11 protein-coding genes are annotated in these 13,106 nt (G+C 52.8%); 9 read left to right on the plus strand and 2 right to left on the minus strand.

Annotated elements, in window-relative coordinates:
• Positions 1-74: 74 nt before the first annotated feature.
• A protein-coding gene (locus tag ACP15L_RS18495; RefSeq protein WP_425084199.1) for an IS3 family transposase occupies positions 75-1,426 on the minus strand; the annotation gives its coding sequence in 2 pieces (ribosomal slippage) (positions 75-1,090 and positions 1,090-1,426; 1,353 coding nt in all).
• A gap of 421 nt (positions 1,427-1,847) precedes the next feature.
• On the opposite strand from ACP15L_RS18495, the gene ACP15L_RS18500 reads away from it, so the two are divergent.
• The 5 genes from ACP15L_RS18500 (at position 1,848) to ACP15L_RS18520 (ending at position 7,768) form a co-directional block, all read left to right on the plus strand.
• Positions 1,848-2,282: a helix-turn-helix domain-containing protein gene (locus ACP15L_RS18500; protein ID WP_131726293.1), complete on the plus strand. Its 435-nt coding sequence runs from the start codon at positions 1,848-1,850 to the stop codon at positions 2,280-2,282.
• Between the two features lie 1,112 nt (positions 2,283-3,394).
• On the plus strand, positions 3,395-4,516 hold the full coding sequence (locus ACP15L_RS18505) for a linear amide C-N hydrolase (RefSeq protein ID WP_425085310.1): 1,122 nt from the start codon (positions 3,395-3,397) through the stop codon (positions 4,514-4,516).
• Positions 4,517-4,830: 314 nt separating this feature from the next.
• The gene (locus tag ACP15L_RS18510; protein ID WP_170443616.1) at positions 4,831-6,393 is read left to right on the plus strand and encodes an arylsulfatase; all 1,563 of its coding nucleotides are present in this window, start codon (positions 4,831-4,833) and stop codon (positions 6,391-6,393) included.
• 126 nt (positions 6,394-6,519) lie between these two features.
• On the plus strand, positions 6,520-6,894 hold the full coding sequence (locus ACP15L_RS18515; RefSeq protein ID WP_170382456.1) for a DUF4345 domain-containing protein: 375 nt from the start codon (positions 6,520-6,522) through the stop codon (positions 6,892-6,894).
• A 16-nt stretch (positions 6,895-6,910) separates the two neighbouring features.
• Positions 6,911-7,768: a DUF302 domain-containing protein gene (locus ACP15L_RS18520; RefSeq protein ID WP_425085311.1), complete on the plus strand. Its 858-nt coding sequence runs from the start codon at positions 6,911-6,913 to the stop codon at positions 7,766-7,768.
• 210 nt (positions 7,769-7,978) lie between these two features.
• Here the strand turns inward: ACP15L_RS18520 and ACP15L_RS18525 are convergent, their stop codons facing one another.
• Positions 7,979-8,395, minus strand: coding sequence for a MerR family transcriptional regulator (locus ACP15L_RS18525; RefSeq protein WP_170459097.1), 417 nt, complete (start codon positions 8,393-8,395; stop codon positions 7,979-7,981).
• A gap of 72 nt (positions 8,396-8,467) precedes the next feature.
• On the opposite strand from ACP15L_RS18525, the gene ACP15L_RS18530 reads away from it, so the two are divergent.
• The 4 genes from ACP15L_RS18530 to ACP15L_RS18545 all read left to right on the plus strand — a co-directional run bounded on the left by ACP15L_RS18530 (position 8,468) and on the right by ACP15L_RS18545 (position 13,014).
• Complete coding sequence (locus tag ACP15L_RS18530; RefSeq protein ID WP_170459099.1) at positions 8,468-9,103, plus strand: cation transporter; 636 nt, start codon at positions 8,468-8,470, stop codon at positions 9,101-9,103.
• A 390-nt stretch (positions 9,104-9,493) separates the two neighbouring features.
• On the plus strand, positions 9,494-10,576 hold the full coding sequence (gene rsgA / locus ACP15L_RS18535) for a ribosome small subunit-dependent GTPase A (protein WP_171181864.1): 1,083 nt from the start codon (positions 9,494-9,496) through the stop codon (positions 10,574-10,576).
• A 4-nt stretch (positions 10,577-10,580) separates the two neighbouring features.
• A complete protein-coding gene (locus tag ACP15L_RS18540; RefSeq protein ID WP_237217125.1) occupies positions 10,581-11,351 on the plus strand; it encodes a VOC family protein in 771 nt (256 codons plus the stop codon).
• A 673-nt stretch (positions 11,352-12,024) separates the two neighbouring features.
• Entirely contained in the window at positions 12,025-13,014 is a 990-nt protein-coding gene (locus ACP15L_RS18545; RefSeq protein ID WP_170329055.1) for an AraC family transcriptional regulator, read from the plus strand.
• Positions 13,015-13,106 lie beyond the last annotated feature (92 nt).

The following is a 13,106-nucleotide window of genomic DNA, read 5'->3' on the forward strand; positions in this document are numbered from 1 at the left end:
TGTCCGTTGTCAGGGGTTTTGGGACGGATGGCGGCGTGATCTAAGAGAGTATCTGTCTCATCTGGTTAGATTGATTATGCGGCGGTTTTGCGGTGAAGCAAGCGCCGGGTTTCGATAGTCTTTCGTTTGATCCTTTCTCGTTGTTTTAGAATGGTCTGCCCGCGTCCGAAGTAGACATCAGCGGGCGTGAGGTTTTGCAGGCTCTCGTGATAACGCCGGTGATTGTAGTGCTCGACGAAGGCGTCAATCTGCTGCGTGAGATCACCGGGCAGATAGTAGTTTTCCAACAGGATGCGGTTCTTGAGCGTCTGGTGCCAGCGCTCGATCTTTCCCTGAGTTTGCGGATGGTATGGTGCCCCTCGAACATGATCCATTTTCTGATCTTCCAGCCATTCGGCAAGCTCACCAGAGATGTAACTGGACCCGTTGTCGCTGAGCAGACGTGGCTTGTGCAGCACCGTTGCCTGATCACAGCCTGAGGCGTGCAGGGCGAGGTCCAGTGTGTCGGTCACATCCTCGGTCTTCATCGTCGTGCAAAGCTTCCAGGCGATGATGTAGCGGCTGTAATCGTCCAGGATCGTGCTGAGATAGAACCAGCCCCAGCCGATCACCTTGAGATAGGTAAAATCGGTCTGCCAGAGTTGGTTCGGTCGTGTTGTCTTGTCCTGGAACTCGTCTGCGGCTGACAAAACCACATAGGCTGGGCTGGTGATCAGATCGTAAGACTTGAGGATGCGGTAGACCGAAGCCTCTGACACAAAGTACTTTTCTGTGTCAGTGAAGCGAACAGCCAATTCACGCGGGGAAAGCTCACTTTCCTTCAGAGCCAGATCCTTGATCTTCTCGCGCACTGGCGTGGGAATGCGGTTCCAGACCCGTGACGGCGTGGGTCTACGATCTTCAAGCGCCTCGGGGCCGCCGACGAGATATCGGTCGTACCAGCGATAGAAGGTGGTCTTCGGAATGCCCAGCTTCTCCAAAGTGCGCTTGGTCGGCAGATGCGATTGCTCAACCAAGCGGATGACTTCCAGTTTTTCGGATGCGGGATATCTCATGCGTCGTCGTCCCCATCCGCGATCATGCTTTTTTTGAGCAACCGCAGTTCAAGAGCCTGTTCGGCAACCACCTCCTTCAGATCACGGGCTTCCCGTCTCAGATCCTTCACTTCGGTGGAAGTTGCCGCGCGGGCCGTGTCGCCTGCCAGACGTTTCTTGCCGGCCTCCAGAAATTCCTTGGACCAGCTGTAATAAAGGCTCTGCGCGATGACCTCACGACGGCACAGCTCTGCAATGCTGTCCTCGCCTTTTAGGCCGTCCAGCACGATCCTGATCTTCTCTTCTGCGGAATACTGTTTGCGGGTCGCACGGCGAATGTCCTTTACGACCTTCTCACCGTGGCTCTGCTTGGTTCCGGGTTTCTTTCTCATCTCCACTCCTTGGCGGTTACGATGAGCCAGAAACCCTCTCTTATCAAATCGACCTAAACTGTCCCATTGGCGCTGACGTCAGACAATCGAGGTATCGTTCCCACGCACCATTGGGAATCTTGGGGTTTCGTCGGCCTGGGGCTGTATAAATATGATCCAGCATGTCTTCGCGGATTAGATAGCGAACGTTGGAAACGGGGATGCCCACTCGTTCAGCTAATTCCCTTGGTGTCTCGAGAATTTTTTGCAATTTCAACTCCTCAATGACTGCACACATATCGAGGCAAAATTTTCGTTTTGCGTTCAGATCGAAACAAAACTACGATAATGCTACCTAAAACGAACCAAATGCCTCTATCAGCGGTTACATTGAATAGAGATAACCATAATCGTGGTCAATGCAACCACAAAAAGGTACATCATGACTGTTCCTGACCTAGGGGTGCGCCTTGCGGCTGTCCGAACCGAGGCGCGTCTGTCACAAGAAGAAATGGCGCAACGACTTAGCATCAGTCGAAGTGCATATCAGTACTATGAACGTGGCCAACGCGACCTAACCGCCACCCTACTTCTGAAGGTTTATGAAGAATTCGATGTCGATCCGCTCTGGATGCTCGAAGGGGACACTGCTGAAGGCAAAAGCCGCCGACATTCGGAAATGGCGCATGCCTATCGTAAACTTGGAATCGCAGTTGAGCACAGAATAATTAATCGCGGCCTTGTTGTAGCACCCGAAAAGAAATGGGACGCTATAGATTTTCTTTTCAAAGAAGCTCTGAGCCCCGAAACGATTGAGGGCCTTAACCAAGTGCCCGATATAGCCAGAATTGACACCATCTTAAGGTTAGTCGCTTGATGTTAGAGAACGAAGTTTTGCGAAAAGCCGAGCAATTGAGGCCGCGCAAAGTGGGCGTGTTGGGCAAGGTAGATAGCATCCTAGAAGAGACCCAACTTGATGCACCGTACCAACCTGGAAGCTCCAACGGAGTTAGGCCGACTAGAGGTTGCCCGAATGCCACGGAATGTGAGGCCTGCGGAGGGATTGAGTATCTTTCTAGAGAGTTTTGTCGTTGCGGCCATTATTTACGTGGCCAACTAGAAGACGAGTACTTGTCATGGGTGCGTAGGCTGGAGCATGAGGTTGAGGAAATATCTACGGATTATTTGCAGAAGCAGAAGAAGTTGAAAAAAGGTTTGATGCTTACAATTCTTCTTCTCACCCCTCCGATAGCCGTTCAAGTTACCAGCCCAGATCTACTAGGGCTTTTCGCGTACCTTTGGATACTAGCCGGGCTTGTTGTTGTGTGTATTCTTGCGTTTATAGAAGCAAGACTTGCGCGCCCAACCAATGATGCTTCTGAATTTCTGCAAAACTCCTCTCTCCAAGTCTATCTGGAACACAGAAATCTAATCTTGAACTCAAGTCCGGATGCTTCTGGATAGACTGGTTCCCTCAAAAGTATGATGGAAGCATGAGTTTTAGTTCTATCGATTTATTTGCAGACTGCTGCGGCCTTTCGCTCGGGCTTAGGATTTGCATTCCCTGGAACTTGTACTTCAACATTTGGTTGCAGCGCGTGTTTGCCCTGATAGGATCATTGAAAATAAGAGATTTTTTCAGGCTAATATTCAGCGCCTCGACAGGCTCGTTGAGCCCGTTCCTGCCGTTTAGCGAGAGTCGGTCTTTCGCATATGCGGTAGGTCAAAAACCGCACATTCCGGACGTTCAAATTCCAGTGTCGGATGGCAAGGCTGCGGACAAAGTTGCCATAGGCTCAATGGTTGTTGAGGACCGGTCTCAGCCCAAACCAGACATTCAGAGTCGGACTTTGCAAAGTCCGACGGAAGGAATAGGCGGACTTTCTTGCCTATTTGAAGATCATGCAAACTTCATTCAACTTGAGATCCGGTGTGGTAGCTTGGTCGAGCGAGTTCATGAGATCAGATCAGTCCAATTGGAGTACGACCATGCGTCATATCGAGCTATTTCGGATATTACCAAAAGCGACCATAGCCTTTGTGGCTTCAGTATCGATGGCCTGGGGATGCACTGGCATCATGTTGACAGGGCAGGATGGAAGCATCGTTCGCGCAAGGACCGCCGAATGGGGGCCGTTCGATCTTGAGACAAAGATCAACATTATTCCGCGAGGTTTCACTTATACCGCAGGCGAAATGCCAGATGAGCGAGACGGAGCAAACTGGACCGGCCGATTTGGAATGGTCGGTATCAGCATGTTGGATCATGGGGCTCCCGCAGATGGCATCAACGAAGCTGGGTTGACCGCCGGGTTGTTTTATCTGCCCGGCTTCACCGAGTATCAGGAGTACGACCCTGACCTTTCCGGCAACACGATTCCCGGCGATTTGCTAGCCAGCTATGTCCTTTCCCAATTTGAGACAGTTGAAGAGGCTGCCACCGGGTTGGCGAATGTCCGTGTTGTCGGGGTCGTAGATGAGACTCTCGGATTTCCCTTCCCATTTCATATGTTGGTTGCTGACCGGTTCGGCGGAAGGATCGTTGTCGAGTACATTGACGGTGAACTGACGATTTTCGATGCTCCGCTTGGCGTGATCACCAATTCGCCAAACTACGATTGGCACATGACGAACCTTAACAACTACGTAAACCTGTCGGCCCTTGGGCTTCCGGAAGTTGAGGCAAGTGGCGTTACTTTCGCGCCCCTTGGCGCTGGGAGTGGAATGATAGGGCTGCCAGGCGACTTCACACCCCCATCCCGGTTCGTCCGCGCAGTCGCCTTTTCTCAGTCGGCGCGGGAGACGCAAGGTGGCTATGACACCGTGCGCGAGGCGTTTCGCATTCTGGATAATTTCAACATTCCGGCCGATGCAGCGGAGGGCGCTCAAGACGATGTGCAGTCGGACGACCTGCTTTACAGCGCAACTCAGATCACGACCGCTGCGGACTCCCTCAACCTCGTCTACTACTATCACACGATGTACGACAGAACGGTGCATATGGTCGATATGAAGCAGATTGACTTCGGAGCTATGGGAGACGAGATGATCGTCTTTGAAACCAGCGGTGATCGCGAACCAACGTTAGTCGATGTGACCCCAACGAACTGACGTTTTACCACGTGGGCCGTGGCGGCATCACCGCTGGCTGCGGCCCAATAAAACTTCGGAATGGAGGGTTTACCGCTCCAGCGAATTACCGGCGCTAGGCTCGAAGCCGCGTTCACCACTGTTCGCACTAGTGACTGGAGGCAGCCCGAAGCGGACCTTCACTATGAGCTTTACACCCTCTGAGATGCGGACTTTGCGGCCGAAGAAATTTCTTGCACCAAGGTGCTGAGCCCAAAAAGTTAACAAATCAGACCGTTCCTCTAAGCCGATGTTTTTCCTATGGTTGGTAAGTAGTACCAAGCCGGGAGGTCTTAATGAACAAGCTTATCTCAGTAACGGGTGCCGTCTGCTTTGCTTTCACTGGAGCTTGGGCCGACGAACATACCCCGCCCAACATTCTTGTCATCATGGCAGATGACGTAGGTTGGGCGAGCGTCGGCGTTTACCACGGAGGTGTCAAAAGCATCGAGACGCCGAACTTGGATCGTCTCTCGTCAGAGGGTGCTCGTCTCACAGATTATTATGCCGAGCCAAGTTGTACTGCCGGTCGATCAGCTTTCATGACCGGACAATTGCCAATACGGACTGGTATGCACACGGTTGGACTGCCGGGTGATCCGATAGGTTTAAACCCAGATGACCCAACGCTTCCGATGTTCCTGAAAAAGTTGGGGTATACGACGGGACAGTTTGGAAAAAACCACCTAGGCGACCTCAATGAGTTCCTACCGACTACAAAAGGTTTCGACGAGTATTGGGGTTGGCTCTACCACCTGAATGCTATGGAATATACGTCTGATCCGGATTGGCCAGACGACCCAGAATTCAACGCGCAATTTGCGCCTCGCAACATCATTCATTCATTTGCAACAGAGGAAGTAGACGAAACAGTCGACCCGCGATTTGGAAAAGTCGGGAAGCAGCGCATTATTGATGACGGGCCTGCGCCTCCTGAGCGCCAAAAGACTTTGGATGACGAAGTGACATCTTACACGAAGGACTTCATTTCTCGTGCAGTAGAGTCGGACACTCCGTTTTTTGTCTGGATGGCTCCAGCCCGTGCACACGTCTGGACCCACCTCAGCCCCGAATACGAAGCTATGTTGGGCAATGGGCGCGGACTTCAGGATGTTGTCATGAAGGAGTTGGACAACAACGTTGGTAACGTTCTCAGCCACCTTGAGGATCTGGGAGTTGCCGATAATACCATAGTGATGTTCACCGCCGACAATGGCCCAGAAACACTGACGTGGCCCGATGGCGGTACGACGCCGTTTCATGGGGAAAAGGGTACTACCTGGGAAGGTGGCTTCAGGGTTCCCGCGATTATTCGCTGGCCGGGCAAAATTCCTGAAGGACAGGTTTTGAACGGTATCTTCAGCGGAATGGATTGGATGCCAACACTTGTAGCCGCGGCGGGAGGCCCCACAGACTTAAGAGAAAAGCTCCTAGATGGTTATGAAGGGTACAAAGTACACTTGGATGGCTACAACCAACTATCTTACTTGACCGGTGAGGACGAAGAGAGCAATCGCCGCGAGCTGATTTACTATCAGGGTACGGACCTCCAAGCAGTACGCTACAACGATTGGAAAGCGCACTTTGTCGTTCAAAACCACGGCTGGTCAGGCCCGAAGGAAGAACTGGTCGCCCCCTTGCTTTTCAACCTCCGCCGCGATCCCTACGAAAAAGCTGCGGAGGAAAGCGGTATGTACGTCCGCTGGATGGGTGAGAAAATGTGGGCATTCGGCCCAGCCGCCCGGTTAGTGCAGGCACATCTCGCTACTTTCGAGGAGTTCCCTCCGCGCGGGAAGCCGGTCGCCAATCAAGACCATGTTGAAGAACAAACATCAACCGAAGGCGGCATCTCTCAGTAGAGGAAGCTAGGCAACCAATACGCCTTTCCCACCGCAGCGTGGGCATCCGGCTCGGATCATCGGATGCCCAAAATAACCGACTAGGAATCTCGCAAAAAGCGAAACCTCTACGAGACGGAGTCCTCCATGAGTGCTAGATTGGTCCTTCTGCTTGCTGCCGTCGGCCTCATGCCAATCGCGTTATCATACGGTCTGATGCCGAGCAGTTCGATCCCAGTTTTGCTGGGATTTTCGGTGGAAGGAACGAACCAGACGCATGTCTTCCGTGCGATTATGGGACTTTACCTGGCAAACGCTTTGTTTTGGTTAGCGGCCGTGGTGAAACCAGATCTACAACGACCGGCGCTTTGGGTTCTTTTTTTGTTTATGTCGGGACTGGCCGTTGGACGCATACTAAGCATTCTTATCGATGGAGTTCCGAACGGGATACTTCTCTTTTACCTTGCGGCCGAGATAGCTTTTGCAGCTCTGGCGGCGGTTTCACTGAAAAAAGCACGATGAAACAGGAAGTGAAAAGATGCTGAGGTTTTTCTTTGTTCTCTCGATGATTGCAACTTCATCAATTTCGACATCGGCTCTTGCACAATCGTCATCTGCCCAGAGTGCGGTGGACGAAAACTTCTTAGTGCTTGAGACTGCCGTTGAAGAAGCGGGAGCTACGCCAATCGCATCGATAGATCACGCGCGACTGGCCAAGGCCGAAGGCGTCGAAATGCCAGCATCTCGTGTACTCGTTTTCTCTGATCCAGAGGTAAACACACCTATACTGGAGGAGAACGTGCGAGCAGGTCTGGACCTTCCTTTTCGCGTTCTTTCCTTCGATCAGGATGGTCGTCCACAGATCGCCTACACAGACTCTCAATTTCTCAAAGTCCGGCATGGGCTCACGGACGCTTCTTCGTTGAGTGCGTTTCAGAGCAAGATGCTCGAAGTTCTAAACGACTTGGATGCAACATCAGCGCCGACCAACGGATTGTTTGCCGACTACGGGATCATCGAACTGCAAACTCTGCTCAGCGTACCAGAGGCAGTCGAACGTCTCAGGACAGCTGTCATGGGGCAGGACGATACTGTCTGGTTCGGTGAAATCGATTTTGCGACCGAAGCGTCCCAACTGGGGGTGGACCTGCCGGAGGCGGTACTTTTACTGTTCGGCGGACCAGCACCCGGTGGCGTGGCTATGGCGGGCTTTCCGGCAATTGGTTTGGATGCCTTTTGCCAAAAACTATTGGTTTACGCGAATGAAGAAGGCGGCTCCGTAGTCATTTTCAATGACATCGCTGCTTTGGCTGAGTTGCACTACGGTTCTTCAGCCGAACCTCATCACGGTTTGAACAAACGGCTTACCGCAACATTTCAAAACGCAATAGAGTAGCCGCTGATAGGAAACCGCAATAGAAACCCTATACCGATTGGCCATCTTTTCGTTGTCCACTTTGGGCTCGCAGTCGACCTTCGCTGGTTCCCGTGCCTATGTCTGGAGGCAGCCCTAGCCGGACATTCCAAACTGAACTTTGCAAATCCCGACAAGCGGACTTAGCTGCCGTTAACTTTTAGCGGTCAAATGTCCGCTTCCCTCGGTGTTCTAGTGGTCTCTGTCGCACAAGCCGTGGTCGGCCAACGATGCTAATACGTAGCAGTCTTCGGAAACGCCTTTACCATTGCAGCCCTTCGATATCCGGTTGAGTTCCTTTTCAAGTGTTCGGAGGCGTTTGATCTTGGTGCGGACCTCTTCAAGTTGAGATGTTGCGATATCCGTCGCAGCCTCGCACGACCGGTCGGGGTGCTCCTGCAATTCGATCAGCGAAGAAATTGCTTCAATTGAAAACCCAAGATCACGCGCATGGCGGATGAAGCTCAGCCGCTCTAACCCAGCTTGGTCGTATCGTCTTTGGTTGCCTGACGTGCGCTCTGCCTCGGGCAGTAGTCCCATTTCCTCGTAATACCGGATGGTCGGAACTTTGACCTTTGTGCGCTTAGAAAGCTCGCCAATGGAAAACATGAAGAAACCTCTTGAACCTCTAGTCGCTAGAGACATTACATCATGAACAACCAAAGATGAAAGAGGATTCCCATGGCTGGTTGCTGCGGACATGACGCCAAGTTTGACGGTGTTTCAGATGACTACAAAAGACGGCTTTGGATCGTGATCGCGCTCAACGCGACGATGTTCTTTGTCGAGATGACAGCGGGTCATTTGGCCAAATCCCAAGCGCTGCAGGCAGACGCACTCGACTTCGCAGGCGATGCGCTCACCTACGGCATTTCGCTTGCTGTTATCGGGGCCTCTCTCCGCGCAAGAACGAATGCAGCACTGTTCAAAGGCATCAGCCTTCTGATGATGGGCCTTTGGGTGTTCGGATCGACTGTCTATCGCGTCTTCTTTGTGGGCGTTCCAACTGCAGAGATAATGGGGGGCGTCGGCTTTCTCGCGTTGCTTACCAATCTAGCAAGCGTCTTGCTTTTGGTCCGCTACAAAGATGGTGATGCCAATGTTCGGTCGGTTTGGCTGTGTTCGCGCAATGACGCGATTGGGAACGTGGCAGTGATGTTTGCAGCACTTGGTGTCTGGGGCACGTCAACAGGTTGGCCTGATCTTGTCGTGGCAACCGTCATGGCTGGGCTCTTTCTGTCGTCTGCCTTCCAAATTGTGCGCCAAGCCTTGGCTGAGCGCCGGGAAATGACCGACCATAAGCACGCGGAAGCATGATGCTGCCGACCAAGCGCAAAAACAGACCTTCGCCATAGCGCGGCTTCTTGGGGGGTATAGGCTCGAAGTAGTTATTCGTGAAATGACTGCTCAGCGGACAAAGCTGACATAGTCTTTTTCCTGTTGAATTGCTGCTACGGTAACTGAAGAAGAGTTCCAAATCAGCCGTCAACTGTTGTGTTGTGCACGCGTTCATCCTATGTGCACATAATCTGAAATGGAGATTTCATGTCCCGGTAAGGAAGGGAGGCAGCGCGCCTCCCGGAGCACATTCAACATCTGAAGAAACACCGTCACATTATGGCCGACGGTGAGTTTTGATGTGCAAACTTTTTTCTCACCAACAGCGCCCAGATCAGACTTGGGCCAGAGACATGAAAGTGACACCCTATGATAAGGGATTACTCAGACTTCCTTCCGCTTCGCGCACGCAACGCCGGAAGACACTCCGACTTCAACCCTCTTCAGGCATTGGGATGGCAACCGTTTTTCGCCCAGCAGATCAGCGTAGAAGATTTGTCGGTGACACCGCCCGTTCGAATTGTCGAAGTGCATCGCAATGGCCTGCACGCCCTCGGTGACGGCATCGATACGATACTTCCTCCCAGAGCCGATGTAACTGTAGGGGACTGGCTGATGCTGGATCCTTTGCGCCCGCGATCCAGTCGGGTTCTAGAGCGCACGAGCCTCATCAAACGGCGTGCGCCCGGAACCGACCGGCAGGAACAACTGATCGCGGCGAACATTGATACCGCCTTTATCGTCACGTCCTGCAATCAGGATTTCAAAGTGGCCCGGCTGGAACGCTATGCAGCTCTCACTTTTGAGGCAGGGATCACGCCTGTCATCGTCGTCACAAAGACCGACCTCCTGACGGACTCGCAAAGCTACATCGACACGGCCCGCACGGTGTCGGACATGATCGATGTGGTCGCACTTGACGCCCGCGGAGACGCGCCCCGGACAAAACTGACTTCTTGGTGCAGGCCCGGCAAGACGGTGGCGTTTCTCGGCTCATCTGGCGTTGGGAAATCGACGTTAGCCAATGCATTGCTCCAGAGCCAATCCATCGAGACCCAATCTATTCGCGAGGACGACGCCAAGGGGCGGCATACGACAACGCGGCGCGAGCTCCATGCAATGCCCAATGGATGTCTGATACTGGACACCCCGGGTATGCGGGAATTGCAGCTCACCGATGCAGCTGACGGCATTGATGATCTCTTTGCCGACATTCAGGAGTTGGCCGTGCGGTGTCGATTCAGGGACTGCCAGCACGAATCCGAGCCGGGATGCGCTGTTCTGAAGGCTATCGATGAGGGTGCTCTTGATGGCGGTCGTCTTAGCAGATGGCGCAAGCTCATGGCCGAAGACGCCTTCAATTCCGCGAGTCTTGCGGAACGAAGGTCGCGCGACAAGGCGTTCGGGAAGATGGTCCGCGGTGTCAAAAAGCTCAAAGATGTCAGGAAGTAAGACGATGACACAGTCGAAAGCAGGTCAATTCGTATGGCATGACCTTTTCACATCGGACAGGGCGTGTTCGATGGCATTCTACCAGCACGTCGCCAACTGGACGTATGAAGTCGAGCGGGCATCGGATTTTGCATGGGGTGGCGGCGAGCAGGATTTCGTCCTTGCCCTTTCCGGTGACGAAGCGGGTGCGGGATTGATTGAGACGCCCCTGGAGCAGGAAAATGGCTGGATCTCTTACATCGAAGTTCCCGATGTGGACATAGCGATCAACCGCGTCGGTACACTCGGAGGTAAGATCGTTCGGGAGCCATTCGAGGTGCCGGGTGTCGGTCGCAATGCGCTCGTCCGCGATCCGCTCGGTGCTCTAGTGGGGATTTCTTTGTCTCGGCACACTTTCCCCGTACCGCAAAGGCAGTTCGGCCCTGAAGTGTATGTCAGCAACGGGAATGACTTTCCGCAAGCGTTCTACATCGAACTCTTCGGATGGCAGGTTTCTCCCCAGCGGGGCAAGGATTGCGTCACCCTCCTCGAGCCTCAGGGCCAACTTGTTGCAATCCAGCATGCCGCGACTTGGTCAACTGCCTCAAACGCATCTTGGGTTCCTTGCATCAAGGTTGCTTCAGTCTCCGATGCCTCCCGTGCTGCCGAAACCAAAGGGGCGCGTCTGGCTTCTGTGAATGATAATGAAACCGTTCAAGCCGATAGCCCCATCCTGTGTGATCCAAACGGTGCGCCGTTTGCTCTCGGCGTTAAGCAGACAACGAATCTCTATTAGCTTGCCAAATTCTTCACAGGAATTGCAGAGCGGACATTTGCCCGCTCTGCAGCATCCGTGACTCAGGGCTCAGGGCAGCCGTTCGCTGCACTAGGTGTGAACGACTTCTACGCAGGACAAAGTGAGCTTTCGCTGTGGCTGCGCCAGTGACCGCTATGGAGACGATGCCCGCATATCCGCGAGCCTTGCCCTCATATCGCCAAGACTGACTCTAGTTCTTTCTTCGCATTTTCACTGGCGGAGTTTAGGTTTTATCCGGTGACCAATCTGACTATCGACAACAGTGTGTCCGGCGAGCGCGACTTAGGTTTACTATATTTGAAGTCGTGGTTCGTTAAGCGTTGCTCAATGTTGTAAGGAACCGGGCGCTTTGTGCGCGCAATGCCCAGCGTTCTATTACACTCCAAAAGTCCGATGTTGAACACTCCATAACTCAATAACCCAAATCGTCAGGGCCGTGCGCACGCATGGGACAATCCTTAGTGAAAATATATTGGGCTAGCGGGTCATTTCCCATGGGCAATCAACCGACCAGACAATCACATTGCGCCAAAATACCATCTGAACGTGCCAATTTTCTTCAGGCCTATGGTCCACTTGAAGTGACGCGTACACTAAGGGGTGACGCAAAACCTTGTTATAGGAGGCTAAAACGCCAAACCGCCTTTACCCTATGGCCAAATACATCGCGCAGGTGGCCAAATTACTAAATATTTCACCCGAGCGGATCGCGCGCCGAGCCCGGCTCACCGCAGATTTGACACGCGACGAGCGTGTCGAGTTGACGCCTTCGCAAGTGTTCGATCTGTGGCGAGCTGTTGAAGCTGAAGCCGGCCGCCCCGATTTATCGCTCACTTTGGGCAAACTCTTTGCACACGCGCATTTTACGCCTGCGATGTTTGCCTTTTCTTGTTCGCCTGATGTTCGGACCGGCCTTGACCGCTTGTCAGTGTTCAAACCACTGATGGCACCGGTAACCCTGAAAGTCTCCGAGGAAGGTGATTACCTGCATGTCGCAATCGGATCAGTAGACCCAAAAATTCAAATCCCGCCGCAAATGGTCTGGTTTGAAGCAATCTTTCTGCTGGAATGCATTCGTTGCCACACCATCAAGCATATCGTTCCGGCGCGCATAGAACTACCACTCATTGAACATCCAGGGGATGAAGTGATTTCATACTTAGGATGCGAACCTGAGAGAGGCGCACAGATTTCTCTGCATCGGCAAGATGCCGATCTGCTCTTGGTCACCGAGAACGAGGAAACCTGGCCAGAATTCGAGAAGCAACTTCGAGACCGAATGGCAGCACAGGAGCCGAAAGTGGTCTTCGTTACTAGGGTTAAGAACGCCCTACGCGAAATGCTGCCATCAGGAGAAGCAAGCATTGAAGCGATCTGCGAAAAGATGGCCATATCCAAACGCACCCTGCAGCGCCAATTGAGTGAAGAAGGCAAAACTTTCAAGAAGGTTCTCGCATCAACGCGCTTGGAACTGGCAATGCACTATCTGAACGAAGAAGATCTAAGCATCGAAGAAATCTCGTTTTTGTTGGCATACCGAGAGCCAAACTCATTCTATCGCGCTTTCCAACGCTGGACGGGCAAGACCCCAGCGGAAGCGAGAGGTGTGTCAAAGGTTGAACTGAATTTTCTAAATAAATGAAGTGGCGGGGTTACAACGAGGACAGCATGGTCATCAGGCTGCGCGCGACACATATCAACCTTTTCTGGGAGTTTGAGTTTGTCGGCTGATTT

The sequence above is a fragment of the Ruegeria profundi genome, assembly GCF_049800715.1.
GTDB lineage: Bacteria > Pseudomonadota > Alphaproteobacteria > Rhodobacterales > Rhodobacteraceae > Ruegeria > Ruegeria profundi_A.